Origin of the sequence: Paenirhodobacter huangdaonensis (assembly GCF_004022465.1) — a bacterium.
Lineage (GTDB): Bacteria > Pseudomonadota > Alphaproteobacteria > Rhodobacterales > Rhodobacteraceae > Rhodobacter > Rhodobacter huangdaonensis.
The window spans coordinates 21924-40740 of record NZ_SAVA01000006.1 but is presented as its reverse complement, the minus strand read 5'-3'; the positions used below and the strand labels follow the sequence as shown (position 1 = coordinate 40740).

General features: G+C 68.6%; 23 protein-coding genes and 1 riboswitch. Of the genes, 6 read left to right on the top strand and 17 right to left on the bottom strand.

What is annotated here, in order from left to right; all coding sequences use genetic code 11:
- Positions 1 to 85: 85 nt before the first annotated feature.
- Entirely contained in the window at positions 86 to 421 is a 336-nt protein-coding gene (locus tag EOW66_RS11180; protein ID WP_113899711.1) for a hypothetical protein, read from the bottom strand.
- A gap of 71 nt (positions 422 to 492) precedes the next feature.
- Here EOW66_RS11180 and EOW66_RS11175 point away from each other — a divergent pair, with 71 nt between their 5' ends.
- Complete coding sequence (locus EOW66_RS11175) at positions 493 to 1623, top strand: S-(hydroxymethyl)glutathione dehydrogenase/class III alcohol dehydrogenase (protein WP_128156444.1); 1131 nt, start codon at positions 493 to 495, stop codon at positions 1621 to 1623.
- Positions 1624 to 1676: 53 nt separating this feature from the next.
- Here the strand turns inward: EOW66_RS11175 and thiQ are convergent, their stop codons facing one another.
- From thiQ to EOW66_RS11160, 3 genes are read right to left on the bottom strand one after another with little or no spacing between them, the layout of a single operon-like run.
- Entirely contained in the window at positions 1677 to 2372 is a 696-nt protein-coding gene (thiQ, locus tag EOW66_RS11170) for a thiamine ABC transporter ATP-binding protein (RefSeq protein ID WP_128156443.1), read from the bottom strand.
- Complete coding sequence (locus EOW66_RS11165) at positions 2356 to 3912, bottom strand: ABC transporter permease subunit (RefSeq protein ID WP_128156442.1); 1557 nt, start codon at positions 3910 to 3912, stop codon at positions 2356 to 2358. The genes thiQ and EOW66_RS11165 overlap by 17 nt, the downstream gene beginning before the upstream one ends.
- The gene (locus EOW66_RS11160; protein ID WP_128156441.1) at positions 3888 to 4877 is read right to left on the bottom strand and encodes a thiamine ABC transporter substrate-binding protein; all 990 of its coding nucleotides are present in this window, start codon (positions 4875 to 4877) and stop codon (positions 3888 to 3890) included. Before EOW66_RS11160 ends, EOW66_RS11165 begins: the two co-directional genes overlap by 25 nt.
- Before the next feature lie 39 nt (positions 4878 to 4916).
- A riboswitch (TPP riboswitch) is annotated at positions 4917 to 5025 on the bottom strand.
- A gap of 159 nt (positions 5026 to 5184) precedes the next feature.
- Here EOW66_RS11160 and EOW66_RS11155 point away from each other — a divergent pair.
- Positions 5185 to 5658, top strand: coding sequence for a cytochrome b (locus tag EOW66_RS11155; RefSeq protein ID WP_128156440.1), 474 nt, complete (start codon positions 5185 to 5187; stop codon positions 5656 to 5658).
- 4 nt (positions 5659 to 5662) lie between these two features.
- Here the strand turns inward: EOW66_RS11155 and EOW66_RS11150 are convergent, their stop codons facing one another.
- Complete coding sequence (locus tag EOW66_RS11150) at positions 5663 to 6079, bottom strand: SRPBCC family protein (RefSeq protein WP_128156439.1); 417 nt, start codon at positions 6077 to 6079, stop codon at positions 5663 to 5665.
- A 144-nt stretch (positions 6080 to 6223) separates the two neighbouring features.
- On the opposite strand from EOW66_RS11150, the gene aroC reads away from it, so the two are divergent.
- From aroC to EOW66_RS11135, 3 genes are all read left to right on the top strand, one after another.
- Positions 6224 to 7324 carry a chorismate synthase gene (gene aroC, locus EOW66_RS11145; RefSeq protein ID WP_128156438.1) on the top strand — a complete coding sequence of 367 codons (1101 nt, stop codon included), beginning with the start codon at positions 6224 to 6226 and terminating at the stop codon, positions 7322 to 7324.
- An 89-nt stretch (positions 7325 to 7413) separates the two neighbouring features.
- A complete protein-coding gene (locus EOW66_RS11140; RefSeq protein WP_128156437.1) occupies positions 7414 to 8043 on the top strand; it encodes a TetR/AcrR family transcriptional regulator in 630 nt (209 codons plus the stop codon).
- Entirely contained in the window at positions 8044 to 8592 is a 549-nt protein-coding gene (locus tag EOW66_RS11135; protein ID WP_128156436.1) for a L,D-transpeptidase family protein, read from the top strand.
- A 13-nt stretch (positions 8593 to 8605) separates the two neighbouring features.
- Here the strand turns inward: EOW66_RS11135 and EOW66_RS11130 are convergent, their stop codons facing one another.
- The 6 genes from EOW66_RS11130 to EOW66_RS11105 all read right to left on the bottom strand — a co-directional run bounded on the left by EOW66_RS11130 (position 8606) and on the right by EOW66_RS11105 (position 13626).
- Positions 8606 to 9379, bottom strand: coding sequence for an NYN domain-containing protein (locus EOW66_RS11130; RefSeq protein WP_128156435.1), 774 nt, complete (start codon positions 9377 to 9379; stop codon positions 8606 to 8608).
- Positions 9380 to 9484: 105 nt separating this feature from the next.
- Positions 9485 to 10267: a cytochrome c1 gene (locus EOW66_RS11125; RefSeq protein ID WP_206363692.1), complete on the bottom strand. Its 783-nt coding sequence runs from the start codon at positions 10265 to 10267 to the stop codon at positions 9485 to 9487.
- An 18-nt stretch (positions 10268 to 10285) separates the two neighbouring features.
- Complete coding sequence (petB, locus tag EOW66_RS11120; protein ID WP_128156433.1) at positions 10286 to 11599, bottom strand: cytochrome b; 1314 nt, start codon at positions 11597 to 11599, stop codon at positions 10286 to 10288.
- Positions 11600 to 11617: 18 nt separating this feature from the next.
- A complete protein-coding gene (gene petA / locus EOW66_RS11115; protein WP_128156432.1) occupies positions 11618 to 12187 on the bottom strand; it encodes a ubiquinol-cytochrome c reductase iron-sulfur subunit in 570 nt (189 codons plus the stop codon).
- Positions 12188 to 12406: 219 nt separating this feature from the next.
- Positions 12407 to 13126: a response regulator gene (locus tag EOW66_RS11110; protein ID WP_113899699.1), complete on the bottom strand. Its 720-nt coding sequence runs from the start codon at positions 13124 to 13126 to the stop codon at positions 12407 to 12409.
- The gene (locus EOW66_RS11105) at positions 13126 to 13626 is read right to left on the bottom strand and encodes a MarR family winged helix-turn-helix transcriptional regulator (protein ID WP_113899698.1); all 501 of its coding nucleotides are present in this window, start codon (positions 13624 to 13626) and stop codon (positions 13126 to 13128) included. Before EOW66_RS11105 ends, EOW66_RS11110 begins: the two co-directional genes overlap by 1 nt.
- A 147-nt stretch (positions 13627 to 13773) precedes the next feature.
- Between EOW66_RS11105 and EOW66_RS11100 the strand changes: the two genes are divergently transcribed.
- The gene (locus EOW66_RS11100; RefSeq protein ID WP_128156431.1) at positions 13774 to 14643 is read left to right on the top strand and encodes a branched-chain amino acid aminotransferase; all 870 of its coding nucleotides are present in this window, start codon (positions 13774 to 13776) and stop codon (positions 14641 to 14643) included.
- Positions 14644 to 14694: 51 nt separating this feature from the next.
- Here EOW66_RS11100 and EOW66_RS11095 read toward each other — a convergent pair whose 3' ends face one another.
- From EOW66_RS11095 to recR, 6 genes are all read right to left on the bottom strand, one after another.
- The gene (locus EOW66_RS11095) at positions 14695 to 14886 is read right to left on the bottom strand and encodes a hypothetical protein (RefSeq protein WP_128156430.1); all 192 of its coding nucleotides are present in this window, start codon (positions 14884 to 14886) and stop codon (positions 14695 to 14697) included.
- Between the two features lie 108 nt (positions 14887 to 14994).
- Positions 14995 to 15927: a DMT family transporter gene (locus tag EOW66_RS11090; protein ID WP_128156429.1), complete on the bottom strand. Its 933-nt coding sequence runs from the start codon at positions 15925 to 15927 to the stop codon at positions 14995 to 14997.
- 5 nt (positions 15928 to 15932) lie between these two features.
- Positions 15933 to 16994, bottom strand: coding sequence for a tRNA epoxyqueuosine(34) reductase QueG (gene queG / locus EOW66_RS11085; RefSeq protein ID WP_239017579.1), 1062 nt, complete (start codon positions 16992 to 16994; stop codon positions 15933 to 15935).
- Between the two features lie 148 nt (positions 16995 to 17142).
- The gene (fzlA, locus tag EOW66_RS11080; protein WP_128156427.1) at positions 17143 to 17808 is read right to left on the bottom strand and encodes an FtsZ-binding protein FzlA; all 666 of its coding nucleotides are present in this window, start codon (positions 17806 to 17808) and stop codon (positions 17143 to 17145) included.
- Positions 17809 to 17861: 53 nt separating this feature from the next.
- Positions 17862 to 18218: a TfoX/Sxy family protein gene (locus tag EOW66_RS11075; RefSeq protein ID WP_128156426.1), complete on the bottom strand. Its 357-nt coding sequence runs from the start codon at positions 18216 to 18218 to the stop codon at positions 17862 to 17864.
- On the bottom strand, positions 18218 to 18817 hold the full coding sequence (gene recR / locus EOW66_RS11070; RefSeq protein WP_128156425.1) for a recombination mediator RecR: 600 nt from the start codon (positions 18815 to 18817) through the stop codon (positions 18218 to 18220). Before recR ends, EOW66_RS11075 begins: the two co-directional genes overlap by 1 nt.

Below are 18817 nucleotides of genomic sequence, written 5' to 3'. Positions count from 1 at the left end.
CGCCCCCGGGAGGCTTTCCGCGCCACGGATGCAAAAACCCCGCCCGAAAGGGCGGGGTTTTGTCGTCAGGACGCTGTGGCCTGGCTCAGCCGCAATCGATGTTGAAGATCTTGCCGGTCTGGTCGAGACGGAACACGATGCGCTGCGGGTTGTATTCCTGCGGCTCGAGCCCGCGCCATTCGACGACGTTGATCGGACGCGAGATGCCGAGCGTCGGGATCACCGATCCGGGCTGGCCAAGCGCCGAGACGTAATCGGCGGCGTGGCAGGTGTCGGGCTCGCGCTGCTCGAGCGCGCCTTCGGTGACCGTCGGCGTCATGTGCGGCGCAGGCATCGGCTCGGCCGGCTCCTCCCGGGTCGTGGTCTGGCAGGCGGCGAGGAGCACCGCACAGGTGGCTATGACGGAAATTCGAAACAACATGTCGCACCCATTGCTTGCGTTGACGGGCAGATTGGCTCAGTTTGCCCCCTCTATACAGCGAGGAAACGCCGATGAGAACCCGTGCCGCAGTGGCTGTTGCCCCCGGAAAACCGCTTGAAATCATGGAAGTGAACCTTGAAGGCCCGAAGAAGGGCGAGGTTCTGGTCGAAATCAAGGCAACCGGCATCTGCCACACCGACGAATTCACTTTGTCGGGAGCCGACCCCGAGGGCATCTTCCCGGCGATTCTCGGCCATGAGGGCGCCGGCGTGGTGCTGGAAGTCGGCGAGGGCGTGACCACGCTGAAGCCGGGCGACCACGTGATTCCGCTTTACACGCCCGAATGCCGCGAATGCCCGTCCTGCCTCAGCCGCAAGACGAACCTGTGCACCGCGATCCGCACAACCCAGGGGCAGGGGCTGCTGCCCGACGGCACCACCCGTTTCTCGATGCTCGATGGCACGCCGATCTACCACTACATGGGCTGCTCGACCTTCGCCAACCACACCGTGGTGCCGGAGATCGCGCTCGCCAAGATCCGCGACGACGCGCCCTTCGACAAGGTGTGCTATGTCGGCTGCGGCGTCACCACCGGCATCGGTGCGGTGCTGAACACCGCGAAGGTCGAGATCGGCGCGAAGGCGGTGGTGTTCGGGCTGGGCGGCATCGGGCTCAATGTCATCCAGGGCCTGAAGATGGCCGGCGCCGACATGATCATCGGCGTCGATCTGAACGACGACAAGGAAGAGTGGGGCCGGCGCTTCGGGATGACGCATTTCGTCAATCCGAAGAAGATCGACGGCGGCATCGTGTCCCACATCGTCAACATGACGAAGACCCCGTTCGACCAGATCGGCGGCGCCGATTACAGCTTCGACTGCACCGGCAATGTGCAGGTGATGCGCGATGCGCTCGAATGCACGCATCGCGGCTGGGGCGTGTCGGTGGTGATCGGCGTGGCGGCGGCGGGCGCCGAGATCCAGACCCGGCCGTTCCAGCTGGTGACGGGGCGCGTCTGGAAGGGCACCGCCTTTGGCGGCGCGCGCGGGCGCACCGATGTGCCGGGCATCGTCGACTGGTACATGAACGGCAAGATCGAGATCGACTCGATGATCACCCACACCCTGCCGCTCGAACGCATCAACGAGGCCTTCGATCTGATGCACAAGGGCGAGTCGATCCGCTCGGTGGTGATCTACTGAGGCCGGCCGGGGGCCTTGCCCCCGGACCCCCAGAGTATTTTCGCCAAGAAAAATCAGCCGCCGAGATAGGCCCGCAAAGCGGGCGGCGGGCTGTCGAGCAGCGGTGCGGTCGGCTGCGGCGGCAGTGCCCGGCCCTCTGCCACGAGGATCGTCTCGGGGCAGAGGCTGCGGGCGTCGGCCGGGTCGTGGCTGACCATCAGCACCGTCGTGCCCTGCGCGCTGGCAAGCGTGGCGACGAGGGCGAGCATCTCGGCCTTGAGCGCGGGCCCAAGCGCCGCGAAGGGCTCGTCGAGGAGCAGAAGCGGGCGGTCGCGCAGCAGCGTGCGGGCGAGGGCCACGCGGCTTTGCTGCCCGCCCGAAAGCGCGGCGGGCTTGCGCCGGGTCATGCCCTCGAGCCCGACCTGCGCGAGCGCCGCGTCGATCCGGGCGTGCTCGGCCGGCCCGAGGCGCAGCTTCGGGTCGAGGCCGAGGCCGATGTTTTGCGCGACCGTCAGATGCGGGAAGAGGTTCTGGTCCTGAAACAGGATCGAGAGCGGCCGCGCCCCCGGGGCAAGGCGGGTGATGTCGGTGCCGGCCCAGAGGATGCGGCCGCGGGTGGGCGCGAGGAAGCCCGCGATTGCGGCGAGCAGCGTCGACTTGCCCGCCCCCGAGGGCCCCATCACCGCGACCCGCGCGCCCTTGGCCACGGTCAGGTCGGCGCTCAGCCGGAAGTCGCCCTGTTCGAGCAGGAGGTTATCGAGGGTCAGCATGGCGTCCGATCCGGTCGAGCGCCCAGAAGAGCGCGAAGGTGAGGCCCATCAGCAGGCAGGCGGCGCCGGCGGCCTGATCCATCCGGTAGCTGCCCATCAGCGCGTAAAGCGCAAGCGGCAGGGTCTGGATCCGGCCGTCGGAGAAGAGGGTGATGACGCCGAGATCGCCCATCGAGAAGGCGGCGGCGATGCCTGCGGCAAAGCCGAGCGGCCGGGCAAGGCGGGGCAGGGTGAGCAGCCGCAGCCGCGCAAGCCCGGTCAGGTTCAGCGCCGCGGCCAGCCGGTCGTAATCGGCCTGCAGGCTGCGCACCTCGGGCAGCAGCAGGCGCAGCGCGAAGGGCAGGCTCATCGCGGCATTGACGATCAGCGTGACCGGCAGGGCGAGGGCGGTGGGGCTGACGACCGGGCGCGCGATGAGAAAGAGCCCGGTGCCGAGGACGAGGGGCGAGGCCGCCATCGGCAGCATCGCCGCCGCCTCGGCCCAGCGGGCGCGGGGGGCGGCAAGGGAAAGCGGCAAGGCGAGGGCGAGGGTGAGAAGCGTCGAGCCCGCGGCGAGCGCGAGCGAGGTCGCGGCGGCGCGCCAGACCGAGGGTGGCAGATCGGCAAGTGCCGGCAGCCCGCGCAGCGCGATCGCGCCGAGGGGGGCGATCAGGAAGGCCGCGGCAAGGGTGATCGCGGCTCCGTCCTTGATCCGGCGCGCGCCCGGCGCGGGCAGGGGCGCGCCCGGCCGGTCGAGCCCGGCGCCGAAGCCCGCGGGCAGGGTGAAGCGTGCGGCGAGTGCCAGCGCCGCGAGCGCCAGCGCCACCTGCACGAGGGCGAGCGCCGCCGCCCGACCGAGATCGGCATCGAAGCGGAAGGCCTGATAGATCGCCAGCTCGACCGTCGTTGCCCGCGGCCCGCCGCCCAGCACCAGCGCCACGGCGAAGGAGCTCAGGCAGACGAGGAAGATGGCGAGCGCTGCGCCGGGCAGCACCGCGCGCAGCATCGGCCGTTCCAGATGGCGCGTCACCTCGGCCGGGCCGAGGCCGAGGCTCGCGGCCAGCCGCAGCCGCTCGGACGGGATCGCCTGCCAGCCGTGCAGCACCATCCGCGTGGCGAGCGGCAGGTTGAAGAAGACATGGGCGAGGATCACCCCATGCGCGCCATAGACGCTGAGCGTGGGCAGGCCGAGCGCGCCGAGTGCGGCATTCACCGCGCCGCGCCGGCCGAAGACCGCGATCAGCCCGAGGATCGCGACGATCGAGGGCAGCAGGAAGGGCGCGCCCATCAGTGCAATGAGCGCCTCGCGCCCCGGGAAGCGGCGCCGGTAGAGCGCGCGGGCAACCGGCACCGCGAGCAGGCACGACAGCAGCGCCGACAGCGCCGCCTGCCACAGCGTGAACCAAAGCGCCGCCCCGTCGGCGCGGCTCAGCGCCGACAGCCCCCCGGCCCGGCCGATCACCGCGGCCAGGGGGGCGAGCACCAGCGCCGCGGCAAGCATAGCTGCCAGCGCCGCCGGAAGGGCGCGCGCGGGGCTCACTTGCCGAAGGCCGCCCGCCATTCCTCGAGCGCCGGGCCGCGCAGCGCCTCGGCCTCGGTTTCCGAGAAGAACAGGGTTTTTTCGGGCCGCGGCAGGGTCTCGAAGCCCTCGGGCAGGAAGCCCGGCTTGATGATCGCGGGATAGGACCAGTTCGCGGTGGCGATCATCCCCTGGAACGCGTCCGACAGCAGGTAGTCCATGAATTTCTGCGCGAGTTCGGGCTGTTTCGAGGTCTTCAGCTGCGCCGCCACCTCGGTGAAGAAATAATGCCCCTCGGGGAAGATCGCGGCGACCTTGGTGTCGTCGTTCTCGGCGATGCGGTGATAGGCGGGCGAGGTGGTGAAGCTGAGCACCATGTCGACCTCGCCATCGGTGAAGAGGCCATAGGCGGTCGACCAGTCCTGGGTGACGGTCAGCACCTTGGGGGCGAGCTTTTCCCAGGCCGCGCCGGCCTCGTCGCCATAGATCGCCTTGACCCAGAGCAGGAGGGCGAGCCCCGAGATCGCCGAACGCGGATCCTCGATTGCGATCTTGTAGGCATCGGCGGGCGCGTCGAGCAGCTCCTGGAACGATTTCGGCGGGTTTTTCAGCTTCGTCCTGTCATAGACGAAGGCGGTCTCGCTCCAGTCGAAGGGCAGGAAGATGTCGTCGGTCCAGGCGATCGGCAGGGTCAGGCGGGCCACATCCTCGCCATGCGGCGCGAAGAGGCCGGTGGCGCGGGCGCGGGCCATGACATCGGTGTTCAGCCCGATCGCCACATCGGCGGCGGTCTTGTCGCCCTCGAGCAGGATCCGCGGCAGCACGTCGCCCGCCACAAAACGCAGGTCGCAGCCGCAGCTTTTCTCGAACCCGGTCTCGATCGCGGGGCCCGGGCCCCATTCCGAGGTGAAATAGTCGGGCGCATAGACGGTGAGGACGGGCTTGTCTTCGGCGAGCGCGGGGCTCGCCGCGATCAGACAGGCCGCCAGCATCAGAGGTTTCTTCATCGGTCTCTCCAATGGCGTGACGGACGGGGTCAGGCCGGGAGAGTGCCCGGATACCTTCCCTCCGCCGGTCTTAACCGGTTCAGGTTCAACGGGTTCGCTTGCGCGTCTCAGCCGGGCCTTTCGGGCCCGGGCACCCCGAGGTGGAGCGCAGGATAGGACGGTGCAGGGCCGATGCAAGGGGAATCGCGGCGGAAGGAATGCCCGGGTGCGACACTGCGGCCGGTCCCTGTCGCTTGCCCCCGTCCGCCCGCGGGCCCACATCAGGGGGCAGGCGCCCGGCGCGGGGCGCCGATGCGGAGCGAGACCGATGCGAGAGCTGCCCACCACCTTTTCCCTGCCGCAACGGGTCTTGCACTGGGTGATGGTCGCGCTGATCCTGTTCAACCTTCTGCTGCCGCAGGGGATGGGGGGGACCGGGCTCGACATCGGGGTCGTGCCGCCCGCCTTCGTGCATATCCTGGTGGGCTCGGCGGTGCTGACGCTCGGCCTGCTGCGGCTGCTGCTGCGGCTGATCGACGGGGTGCCGCCCGAGCCCCTCGGCGCGCCGAAGGTCTTTCGCCGCCTTGCGCGGTTCGGGCAATGGGTGTTCTACGCGCTGTTTTTCGCGATGCCGCTGAGCGGGCTCATGGGCCTTTACGGCGGCAGCGCGGCGGCGCTGGTGCTGCACGGGCAGGTGCTGCGCTGGCTGTGGTGGCTGCTGATCGCGGTGCATGTCAGCCTGGCCCTCGCGCATCAGTTCCTGTGGAAGACCGACATGCTGGGCAAGATGCTGCGCGGCTGAGGCCTTACAGCGCGGCGGCGTAGCGCGCGAAATTGTCGAGGATCGCCTGCCAGCCGGCGCGCTGCATCTCGATGGGGTTTTCGGTTTCCGTATCGAAGGTGGTGGTGACGCGGGTGCCGCCGCCGATCGCCTCGAAGGTGGTTTCGGCGCGTCGCCCGTCGGGCATGGTGAAGGCGATGCGGCGTTCCGGTTCGACGATGTCGAAGACCGCCTCGAGGTCGAAGCCGAAGCTGCCGTCCTTCGCCTCCATCCGGGCGCCGTATCTGCCACCCGGGCGCAGGTCGACCTCGGCGTGCGGGCAGTGCCAGTCGGGCGCTGCGAAGTTCCAGCGCGTGATATGGGCGGGCTCGGTCCAGGCGCGCCAGGTGGTGCAGGGCGTGGCGGCGATGGTGGCGGCGATCGTGACCTGCTCGGCTGCCATGGCGGGCTCCTCCTGTGCCGGGAAAGTGTCGCAGGCGGGTGGCGTTGCGTCAATTGGCTGTAAGGAGCACCGGGGCCCGCCGCACTTTCCAGTTTATCGACGCGCCGCCATGCCTTAGGAGAAAGGCAAAAGGGGAGGCCCGCGATGAGCTACAACACCTTCGGACATCTGTTCCGCGTCACCACCTGGGGCGAGAGCCACGGGCCCGCGCTTGGCGCCACCGTCGACGGCTGCCCGCCGGGGATCGAGATTTCCGAGGAGTTCATCCAGGTCTTCCTCGACCGCCGCCGTCCGGGGCAGTCGAAGATGACGACGCAGCGGCAGGAGCCCGACCGGGTGAAGATCCTCTCGGGCACTTTCGAGGGCCGCACCACCGGCACGCCGATCCAGCTGATGATCGAGAACACCGATCAGCGCAGCAAGGATTACGGCGAGATCGCCCGGCAGTTCCGCCCGGGCCATGCCGACCTTGCCTATCACCAGAAATACGGCATCCGCGACTATCGCGGCGGCGGACGTTCGAGCGCGCGGGAAACCGCGGCGCGGGTCGCGGCGGGCGGCGTTGCGCAGGCGGTGCTGAAGGCGCTGGTGCCGGGGCTGCGGATCACCGGTTACATGGTGCAGATGGGGGTGAAGCAGATCAGCCGCGAGCGGTTTGACCGCGACGAGATCCTGCGCAACCCGTTCTTCATTCCGGACGCCGCGGTCGTCGACGAATGGGCCGACTATCTCGAGGCGGTGCGCAAGAACCAGAACTCGGTCGGCGCGATGATCGAGGTGGTGGCCGAGGGCTGCCCGCCCGGGCTTGGCGCGCCGATCTATGCCAAGATGGACAGCGATCTGGCCGCGGCGATGATGTCGATCAACGCGGTCAAGGCGGTCGAGATCGGCGAGGGCATGGCGGCGGCGGGGCTCACCGGCGCCGAGAATGCCGACGAGATCCGCATGGGCCCCTCGGGCCCGGTCTACGAGACGAACCACGCCGGCGGCATCCTTGGCGGCATCACCACCGGCCAGCCGATCGTGCTGCGCTTCGCGGTCAAGCCGACCTCCTCGATCCTGACGCCGCGCCGTTCGATCGACGTTGCCGGCAACGAGGTCGAGGTCATCACCAAGGGCCGTCACGACCCCTGCGTCGGCATCCGCGCGGTGCCGGTGGCCGAGGCGATGATGGCCTGCGTGATCCTCGATCACCTGCTCCTTGACCGCGGCCAGACCGGCGGTGTGCGCGGGCGGATCGGCTGAGCCGTTCACGGCTGCGCGATCGGCTCCTTGCCCCGGCCGGAGCGGAGGGGCTATGCTGGGGAGCCGGCGCGGCGCGGGCAGGGGGCATGATGGCGCAGACAGAGACGAAACCGGCGATCCGCAAGGGGCGCAAGTTCGACCAGGTGCTTGAGGGCGCGCGCAAGGTGTTTCTGCGCGACGGCTTCGAGGGCGCCTCGGTCGATGACATCGCGCGCGAGGCGGGGGTGTCGAAGGCCACGCTCTACAGCTATTTCCCCGACAAGAAGCTGCTCTTTCTCGAGGTGGCGAAGGGCGAATGCGCACGCCAGGCCGACGAGGCGGGCGAGCTGCTGGCCGGCGGCGCGCCGCCGCGCGATGTGCTGCGCTTTGCCGGCGGCCGGATCGTCGAGTTCATGTCCTCGGATTTCGGCTTCGGCTTCTTCCGGATCTGCGTTGCCGAGGGCGATCGCTTTCCGCAGCTTGGCACCGAGTTCTATCAGGCCGGGCCGCTGCTGCTGCGCAACCGGCTGGTGGCCTACCTGAAATGCGCGGTCGAGCGCGGCGAACTTGCGATCGAGGATTTCGACCTTGCCGCCGATCAGTTCGTCGAGCTGTGCAAGGCCGACATCCATGCGCGGATGATCTTCGGCGTCACCGAATGCTGCAGCGCGCGCCATATCAAGCGCACGGTCGACGGCGCGGTCGAGATGTTCCTCGCCCGCTATGGCGCGAAGGGCTGAATGCGGCGCGCGCTGACGATTGCGGTGCTGGCGGTGCTCTGTCTCGGCGGCGGAACCGTCGGCTATACCAAGGTGATGGCACGGCTGGGGCAGGGTGAGGGGCCGCCGATGGCCGCGGCTGCGGCGCAGGCCGATGCCATCGAGGTCCTCAAGTCGGCGCGGGAGATGCGCCTGTTGCGCGAGGGGCGGGTGCTGCGCAGCTACCGCATTGCCCTTGGCGGGGCCCCGGCGGGGCCGAAACGTCAGGAGGGGGACGAGCGCACCCCCGAAGGCCTCTATCGGATCGACTGGCGCAACCCGAATTCAGTCGCGCATCTGAGCCTGCACATCTCCTACCCGGATGCGGAAGACCGGGCCCGGGCCGGGGCGGCCGGCGTCGCCCCGGGCGGCAGCATCATGATTCACGGCCTGCCGAACGGCTGGGGATTTCTCGGTGCGCTGCACCGCCGGCTCGACTGGACCGATGGCTGCATCGGCGTCACCAATGCCGAGATGCGCGAGATCTGGGCGCTGGTGCCCGACGGCACGCCGATCCGGATCGCGCCCTGAGCCGGCGCGGGCCTCAGGCCTTGTCGCGCACCATCAGGTGGTTGCCCTGGCCCTGCTTGACCTCGAAACGGCCGGTCTTGCGCAGCAGATCCGACAGCTTCGCGCAGCCATAGGTGCGGGTGTCGAAATCCGGGTTCGCCTGGGTGATGAACTGGCCGATCTGGCCAAGCGAATACCAGTCTTCCTCGAGCCCGATCCGCTTCATCGCCGCCACCACCAGCGGGATCGCATTCGCCGGCGCGAGCTTGCCCGAGGCGGTGGGCGCCGGGGCACTCGGCAGGGCCGTCGTCGGGGCGGAGGGATGCGCCTCGGTGCCGGTCTCGGCCATCGGGGCGGGGGCTTCCTCGGCGCCGAGGTTCTCGACATAGATGAAGCGCTTGCAGGCGTTGCGGAAGGCCTCGGGGGTCTTCTTCTCGCCGATGCCGTAGACGTCGAGCCCCTGCTCGCGGATGCGCGAGGCGAGGCGGGTGAAGTCGCTGTCCGAGGACACCAGCACGAAACCGTCGAAAAGACCCGAGTGCAGGAAGTCCATCGCCGCGATCACCAGGCCGATGTCGGAGGCGTTCTTGCCCTTGGTGTTGGCGAATTGCTGATCCGCGACGAGGCCGAGCGAATTCACCTTCTTCGCCCAGCCGGCCAGCCGCTGTGCCGACCAGTCGCCGTAGATGCGCCGCACCGAGGCCTCGCCGAGGCCGGCGATCTCCTCGAAGATCGCCTCGGCATGGGCGCAGGGGATGTTGTCGGCGTCGATCAGGACGCACAGGCGGGGTGCGCGGGGCTGGGTCATGGGATCTCCTTCAGGGCGAAGCCTATGCCATCCGCGACGCGCGCACCACGGCAAAAGAAAACGCGCCCCGCAGGGCGCGTTTCATCTCGTCTTTCCGGCAGGGGCTCAGTGCTTGCCCTTGTGGGGTGCCCAGATCCGCTTGTTGGTGAGGTAGAGCAGAACCGTCAGCAGGCCGAGCATGAGCACGGCGGTGAAGCCCATGTCCTTGCGCGCCATCATCTTCGGTTCGGCCGTCCACATCAGGAAGGTCGCGACGTCTTCCGACATCTGCTCGACCGTCGCCGGGGTGCCGTCCTCGTAGGTGACGATGTCATCCGAGAGCGGCGGCGGCATCTTGATCCAGCCGGTCGAGAAGATGTGGTTCTCGTAGAAGGTGTTGCCAGCCTCCTGCTTGTCCGCGCCGGTGAAGCCGTTCAGCAGCGCGTGGATGTATTCCGGCCCGCCGACGCCGTTGAACAGCTGCGAGATGCCGGTGCCGTAGGGGCCATGGAAGCCCGCGCGGGCCTTCGCCATCAGGCTCAGGTCCGGGCCCATGCCGTCGCCGGTCCGGGTCGGGAAGAAGTCGGTGTCCTTGCGCGGACGCTCTTCCTGGGTGTCGGCGTCGATCATCGGATCGAGTTCGGCCGCATAGTCACGCACCCATTGCGGGTCCATCTGCGGGCCGCCCTCGTCGGCGAGCGAGCGGATCGGCACGAATTTCAGGCCGTGGCAGGCCGAGCAGACCTCCCGGTAGACCTGGAAGCCGCGGCGCAGCTGCTGCTGGTCGAAGCGGCCGAAGGGGCCCTCGAAGGAGAAGGCGAAGTCCTTGACGCCGCCGGCCTCGCTCGCAGCCACCGCACCCGTGCTCAGCACGAGCGCGGAAAGGGCCGAGATCAGAAGTTTTTTCATGATGTACGGTCCTTGTCCTTACTCGGCCGGAGTGCCGTAGTGGTTGTTGAAGTCTTCTTCGATCGTCGCCGGCATCGGAGCGGGCTTCTCGACCAGGCCGAGCAGCGGCAGGATCACGAAGAAGTAGGCGAACCAGTAGGTCGCGCCGATCAGCGAGATGTAGGGGTAGATCCCGTCGGTCGGCATCGCGCCCACCCACATCAGCACCACGAAGTCGATCGCGAGCAGCCAGAACCACCATTTGAACACCGGACGGAACTGACCCGAACGGACCTTCGAGGTGTCAAGCCAAGGCGCCAGCGCCATCGCGATGATCGCGCCGAACATCGCAAGCACGCCGAAGAACTTCGCGTCGACGATGCCGAAGGTGATCCAGTGCACGAACTGCACCGCCCAGACGTCGGCGGTGAAGGCGCGCAGGATCGCGTAGAACGGCAGGAAGTACCATTCCGGCACGATATGCGCGGGGGTCGCGAGCGGGTTCGCCTCGATGTAGTTGTCGGGGTGGCCGAGGTAGTTCGGCATGAAGCCGACGACCGCGAAGAAGACGGTGACGATGAGGGCCAGCGCGAACAGGTCCTTGATCACGAAATACGGCCAGAAGGGCAGGGTGTCCTTCTTCGCGTCTTCCTTCGAGGTGCGACGCACTTCGACGCCCGTCGGGTTGTTGTTGCCGGTGGTGTGGAAGGCCCAGATGTGGACGATCACCAGCCCGGCGATGACGAAGGGCAGCAGGTAGTGCAGCGAGAAGAAGCGGTTCAGCGTCGCGTTGTCGACGGCCGGCCCGCCCAGCAGCCAGGCCTGGATCGACGGCCCGATGCCCGGGATCGCGCCGAAGAGGCCGGTGATGACGGTGGCGCCCCAGAACGACATCTGGCCCCAGGGCAGCACGTAGCCCATGAAGGCGGTGCCCATCATCAGCAGGTAGATGATCATGCCGACGATCCAGGTCACTTCGCGCGGGGCCTTGTACGAGCCGTAGTAGAGGCCGCGGAAGATGTGGATGTAGACGGCGAGGAAGAACAGCGAGGCGCCGTTCGCATGCACGTAGCGGATCGCATAGCCGCCGTTCACGTCGCGCATGATGTGCTCGACCGAGGCGAAGGCCAGCGAGACGTGGGGGGTGTAGTGCATCACCAGCACAACGCCGGTGCCGATCTGCAGCACCAGGCAGAAGGCGAGCACGATGCCCCAGATCCACCACCAGTTCAGGTTCTTCGGCGTCGGGATCATGATCGTGTCATAGATCAGCGCCACGACGGGCAGACGCTCGTGCAGCCACTTCTCGACGCCCGTCTTGGGCTCGTAATGGTCGTGCGGAATTCCAGCCATGTTCCTGTCCCTCTGCCCTTAGCCGAGCTTGATCGTTGTGTCGTCGGTGAAGGCCGCGACCGGAATGTCCAGGTTGCGCGGTGCGGGGCCCTTGCGGATGCGGCCGGCCGAATCGTAATGCGAGCCGTGGCACGGGCAGAACCAGCCGCCGAAATCGCCGGCGTTGCCGAGCGGCACGCAGCCGAGGTGGGTGCACACGCCCATCATCACCAGCCATTCGCCGGAGTCCTCGCCCGAGAAGGGCGGCAGGGTGCGGTTCTCGTCCGAGGCGTCGGCGCCGGGCTTGTTGGCGTTCTCGGCCGTGGTGTCGGTCAGCGTCGCGACGTCGACCGAACGGGCGAGATCAATGTCTTCCTGGGTGCGGCGGCGGATGAACACCGGCTTGCCGCGCCATTTCACCGTGAGCTGGGTGCCGGTCTCGACGCCCGAGACATCGACGTAGATCGAGGCCATGGCCTTCACGTCGGCCGAGGCGTTCATCTGGTTGATCAGCGGCCAGACGGCCATGCCGGTCACCACCGCGCCGGTTCCGGCGGTGGCATAGTAGAGGAAATCCCTCCGGGTGCCTGCGTCTTCTGCGTGGGACACGAAATCTTCTCCCTTCCCGGGCCTGGGGCCAGGCCGATGCGACTTGCCGGGCCGCACGTGACGTGCCGCCGAACATGCGTTTCGTTTAGCAATCACGATGTTGTCAGTCCAGCGAACATTCTTGTCCCGGTGGGGCGAAATGCCGCAGGATATCCCGTCTTGCCCGGCTTTCGCGGCGCCCCATGGCGCCGCGCCGGCGGACCCCGCCGCCGCGCGGGCTCAGTCGGGGGCGAGCATGTAGCCGAGGCCCCGCACCGTTTGCAGGTAGCGCGGTTCGCGCGGGTCGGGTTCGATCTTGCGCCGCAGCCGGGTGATCTGCACGTCGATGGCGCGGTCGCCCGCGCCTTCCTCGGGCGTGGCCGGGCGGTCGCGGCCGAGCTCGTCGATCAGGTCGGTGCGGCTGACCACCTCGCCGGCGCGGGCGGCAAAGATCCGCATCAGGGCCATTTCGGTCGCGGTCAGCCGCACCGGGCTGTCGCCCTGCCACAGCTCGCCGCGGTCCTGGTCATAGCGCAGCGGGCCGAGCGTCAGGTATTTCGGCCCGGTCTGCACCGCGGAGGGCACGCGGCGCAGGATTGCGTTGATCCGCAGCAAAAGCTCCTTCGGCTCGAACGGCTTCGGCAGATAGTCGTCGGCGCCGGCCTCGAGCCCCTCGATCCGCTCGCGCGTCTCGCCGCGGGCGGTGAGCAGCAGGATCGGCGTCGCCACCCGGCGCGCGCGCAGATCGCGGGTCAGGCTCAGCCCGTCCTCGCCCGGCATCATCACGTCGAGCACGATCATGTTGAACTCGAGCCCGGCCAGCAGGCGCCGCGCATGCGCCGCATCGCGCGCCGCGGTGACAAGAAAGCCGTTTCGGATCAGGAACTTCTGCAGAAGGCCGCGGATCCGCTCGTCATCGTCGACGATCAGCAGGTGGGGAGCTTGCGCGGCGCCCGGCATCAGCTGTCATCCTTCAGCATCTGATAGTGGCGGCGCATGTCCGGGTCCATCATCGCCTCGAGCACCTGGCGGAAGCCCGCGACGGCCTGCGGCCCGGCGGTGCGATAGGCGCCGCGCATCCGCTCGCGCTGCGCCCCCGACAGCTCGCGCTCGAGCGCCTCGCCCGTCGGCGTCAGATGCAGGTGGCGTGCGCGCTTGTCCTTGCGCCCGACCCGGCTTTCGACCAGCCCGTCGTCGATCAGCGTGCGCAGCACCCGGTTCAGCGACTGCTTGGTCACGCCGAGCACCGACAGCAGCGTCGTCACCGTCAGCCCCGGTTCGCGGTTGATGAAATGGATCGCGCGGTGATGCGCCCGGCCATAGCCGTGCTTGTCGAGAATCCGGTCGGGATCGGCGGTGAAGCCGCGATAGGCGAAGAACATCGCCTCGATCCCTTTGCGCAATTGCTCGTCGGTCAGAAACAGCAGGGTCTCGCCGCCCTGGGTGCTGCTGTCGGCCATCGGTCTTCCTCGCTTTTCCGCGACTTTATGTCAGTGTTGTTGACTTTCCAAGAATGAATTGTTAGCCGGGCACATAATCTGCGCAACATTATGATTCGAAAGTGTCGTTGTGCGCAACTTCTGTAAAACAACCCGAGGGAGACCACGATGACCGGGGCTTATGACGATCGCGATGGATGGATCTGGATGGACGGCACGCTCGTCCCCTGGCGCGAGGCGCAGGTTCATATCCTGACCCATGCGCTGCACTATGCCTCCTCGGTGTTCGAGGGCGAGCGCTGCTATGGCGGGCGGATCTTCAAGGGCGTGGAACATGCGCGCCGCCTGCGCCGCTCGGCCGAGCTTCTCGACATGGAAATCCCCTGGACGGTGGAGCAGATCGAGGCGGCGAAATACGAGATGCTGAAGGCGAACGGCTGGACCGACGCCTATGTGCGGGCCGTGGCCTGGCGCGGGGCGGGCGACGACATGGGGGTCTCGGCCCGGCGCAACCCGGTGCGGCTTGCGGTGGCGGGCTGGGAGTGGGGCAACTACTATGGCGACGCCAAGATGAAGGGCGCACAGCTCGACATCTCGAAATGGTGCCGGCCAGACCCGCGCACGATCCCCTGCGAGGCGAAGGCGGCGGGGCTTTACATGATCTGCACCATGTCGAAACACGCGGCCGAGGCGAAGGGCTGCTCGGATGCGCTGATGATGGATTACCGCGGCTATGTGGCCGAGGCGACCGGGGCGAACGTCTTCTTCGTGAAGGACGGCGCGGTGCACACGCCGCTGCCGGACTGCTTCCTGAACGGCATCACCCGGCAGACAGTGATCGGGCTGTTGCGCGAAAAGGGCATCCCCGTGCACGAGCGCCACATCAGCCCGACCGAGATGGCCGGGTTCGAGCAGTGCTGGCTGACCGGCACCGCCGCCGAGGTGACCCCGGTGGCGCGGATCGGCGACTTCCGATTCGAGGTCGGCGCGCTCGCGCAGGAGATGGTGCGCAGCTACGAAGCGCTGGTCCGGGCCTGAGCTGCCCGGGGACGGAACGGCGCGCCATCTGGCGCGCCGCGACGGTCCGGTTCAGGCGCCGGCCCGTTCCTCGCGGTCAATGCGCAGGAATTCCTGCACCTTGCGGGCATTGCGCTCGGCCGGGCGCTGGTTCAGTTCGAGAATTGCGGGATGGATCCCTTCCTTGCGGGCAAGGTCAAGGAAGTGCTTCACGCGGGCGCCTTCGGCCTTCAGTGCCGCGCGGTCGATGATGTGACGGGTCATGGCAGCCTCCTTCAGATGCTTGGGCCACAACCCTAGCACGAAACGGTGCCGTTTTCGACCAGACGATCCGCCGCAGCGCGGCGCCCCGGCGGGGTCTTGCGCAGCGGCTCAGCCCTGCGGCGTCATCGCCTTGCGCTGCCGGCGCCGCTCGAGACCGAGCTGATGCTCGCGCCAGATGATCAGCACCCCGGCCGCGATCACCAGAGCCGAGCCCGCAAGCGTGCTGGCCGAGGGGATCTCGGCGAAGACGGCATAGCCGATCCCCAGTGCGAACAGCATCGAGGCATAGTCGAAGGGGGCGATGACCGAGGCATCGGCAAAGCGGTAGGCCGAGGTCATCAGGATCTGCGCCACGCCCCCGAGCAGCCCGGCCCCGATCAGGAGCGCCGCCTCGGTGGGCGAGGGCATGACCCAGCCGAAGGGAAGCGTCAGCAGCGACAGCACCGTCGCGGTGAAGGAGAACCAGAACACGATCGCCGAGGTGCGTTCCGAGCCCACCAGCCGGCGGATCTGGATCTGGGCGAGCGCCGCACAGGCCGCACCCGCGAGCGCGAGCCCCGCGCCAAGCGTCTCGGTCCCGCCACCCGCGCCGCCGAATTGCGGCCAGAGCACGACCAGCACCCCCGCGAGCCCCAGCGCCACCGCCGAGATCCGCACGATGCGGACCTGCTCGCCGAGGAACAGCGCGGCGAAGACGACGACGAGAATGGGCGTCGCATAGCCGATTGCCGTCGCCTCGGGCAGCGGCAGGAAGGCCAGCGCCGCAAATCCGAGCCCCATCGCCGTGGTGCCGATCACGCCGCGCCAGACATGGCCGAGCGGGCTTTGCACCCGCAGCCCGCCGCCGAGCTCGTGCGTGACGGCAAGCCAGACGAGGATCGGCACGATGCCGAAGGCCGAGCGGAAGAACACCGCCTCGCCGGGCGGCACATGCGAGGCGACGGCCTTGATCATTGCCTGCATCACGACGAAGCCGACGACGGCCCCGAGTTTCAGGGCGATGCCGCGGGCGGGGGAGGGGGAGGGGGTGATCTCGAGCATCGGCCTCACCTATCGCGCGGCGCGGCGCCGGCAAGGGGAGAAAGCCGGGCAAGCGCCCAGCGGGCGGCCTCGGCGACGGCGGGGTCGGGGTCATCCACCAGCCGCGCAGCCACCGCGGCCAGCGCCGGCGCGCCCGAATTGCCGATCGCATAAAGCACGTTGCGCACCATCCGGTCGCGGCCGATGCGCTTGATCGGCGAGCCGGCGAAGCGGGCGCGGAAGGCGGCGTCATCGAGTGTGGCAAGCTCGGCCAGTTGCGGCGCCCCGGCCTCGCGCGCGGCATAGCCGATCTCGTGCGCCTCGGCGGCGAACTTGTTCCAGGGGCAGGCGGCAAGGCAATCGTCGCAGCCATAGATCCGGTTGCCGAGCATCGGGCGCAGCTCGGGATCGACCGGGCCGCGATGCTCGATCGTCAGATAGGAGATGCAGCGCCGCGCGTCGAGCCGGTAGGGGGCCGGGAAGGCGGCTGTCGGGCAGGCGTCGAGGCAGGCGGTGCAGCGCCCGCAATGGCTGGGCTCGGGGGCGTCGGGGGCGAGCGGCAGAGTGGTGAAGATCGCGCCGAGGAAGAACCAGCTGCCAAGGTCGCGGGCGAGCAGGTTGGTGTGCTTGCCCTGCCAGCCGAGCCCCGCCGCCTGGGCGAGCGGCTTCTCCATCACCGGCGCGGTGTCGACGAAGACTTTGATCTCGGCGGTCTCGCCCTGGCGTTTGGCGGCCTCGATCAGCCAGCGGCCGACCCGCTTCAGCCGCCGCTTGAGCAGATCGTGGTAATCCTTGCCCTGGGCATAGACGCTGATCGCGCCATGCTCGCGGTGTTCGAGCACGGCGCGCGGGTCCTGTGCCGGAGTGTAGGGCTCGGCGAGCATCACCACCGCCCGCGCCTTGGGCCAGAGTGCGGCAGGATTTCCGCGCCAGGCCATGCGTTCGGCCATCCAGCCCATCTGCCCGTGCATGCCGGCCGCGACGAAAGTCTCGAGCCGCTCCATTGCCTCGGGGATCGCGTCGGGCGTGGTCACCCGCGCTTTCGCGAAGCCCTCGGCGCGGGCGGTCTCGATCAGGCGTCGCTTCAGCTCGTCCACGTCGGTCTCCGTGATGCCGGGCGGGGGCGCTGCCCCCGCGCCCCCGGGATATCTGCGGCAATTGGAAGAGGGAAAGGCGGTTTTGCTTCCAATTGCCCGAAATATCCCGGGGGTGAGGGGGCAGAGCCCCCTCGCGCGCTCAGAAATCGAGCTCGGCGTATTGCGGGGCGGGGGGCAGGCCGGGCAGCTGATCGGCCAGAAGCGAGCGGAAGGCCGGGCGCGACTTGATCTTCGCATACCAGTCCTTGACCGCGTCCGAGCGGTTCCAGTCGACATCCGAGATATAGTCGAGGCAGCTCAGATGCGCGGCGGCGGTGAAATCGGCCAGCGTCATCGCATCGCCCGCAAGCCAGCGCCGCTGGTCGAGCAGCCAGCTCATGTAGTCGAGGTGGAACTTGATCGCCGAGAGCCCTTCCTTGACGGTCTTGCTGTCGGGATAGCCCTTCTTCATCACCTTCTTCCAGACCCGTTCGCCCATCACCTTGCGGGTGACCTCGTGGTTGAACTTGTCGTCGAACCAGCCACACAGCCGGCGCACCTCGTAGCGGCCCTCGGGGTCGCGCGGCAGCAGCGGCGGCGTCGGCACCGTTTCCTCGATATATTCGCAGATCGCCTGGCTTTCCGACATCATCCGGTTGTCGAGGCGCAGCACCGGCACCTTTCCGGCCGGGTTGCGGCGCAGGAAATCGGGGCTCGGCTCCCAGTAGCGCTCCTCGATCAGCTCGACCTCGATCTTCTTCTCGGCGAGGGTCAGGCGCACCTTGCGGCAGAAGGGCGAAAGCGCGACGTGGTACAGGCGGTTCATGGACACGGCCCCGGTTGGTGTTTTCCCCGTGATAGCGGCCGGGGCCGGGGCGTTCAATGCTCTGCGGGCGTCTTTGCGCGGCGCGGCCGGCGCGGGCGGCGGGCTGGAGCGGCCTCGGCGGCCGTGCGCAGCAGCTCAAGCAGCCAGTCGGGGTCTTCCCACAGGTCGGGCTCGATCCGCCAGTAGGGCTGCGCGCCGCGCACCGGCGGCTCGGCCGGCGGGCGCTCGGGGAGGATGTCGAGCAGTGGCCCGAGCGCGGGCAGGCGGCGCAGATAGAGCGCGTCGTTGAACAGATACCCGGCGGGCTTCTCGCCGAGATAGAGGCCAAAGCCGCCGAACATCGGGCGGGTGCGCACGCGGCCCTGCAGCTGCTCGCGGAAGAACAGCTCGAGATCGGGGGAGACCGGCATCAGAGGCTGTGCCGGGCCCGCAGCGCCGCCTGGATCGTGCCGTCGTCGAGATAGTCGAGTTCGCCGCCGATCGGCACGCCCTGGGCGAGGCCGGTGACGGCGGTGCCGCTCTCCTCGAGCGCGTCTGCGATGTAATGGGCGGTGGTCTGGCCTTCGACCGTGGCGTTGAGCGCGACGATCACCTCGCGCGTGGCCTCGGTGCGGACCCGCTCGATCAGCCGCGGGATGCCGAGCTCTTCGGGGCCGACCGCCTCGAGCGCGCTGAGCAGCCCGCCGAGCACGTGATAGCGGCCCTTGAAGGCATGGCCGCGCTCCATCGCCCAGAGGTCGGCGACATCCTCGACGACGCAGATCTCGCCCGTCGCGCGGGCCGGATCGGCGCAGATCTCGCACAGCCCGCCAAGCGAGATATTGCCGCAGACGGGGCAGTCCTGCGCGGTCTCGGCCACATGCGCCATGGCGCGGGCGAGCGGTTCCATCAGCTGCGTGCGGCGGCGGATCAGCTGCAGGACGGCACGGCGCGCCGAGCGGGGGCCAAGCCCCGGCAGCCGCGCCATCAGCGCGATCAGCGCCTCGATCTCGTCCTGCGCGCCGGCCAT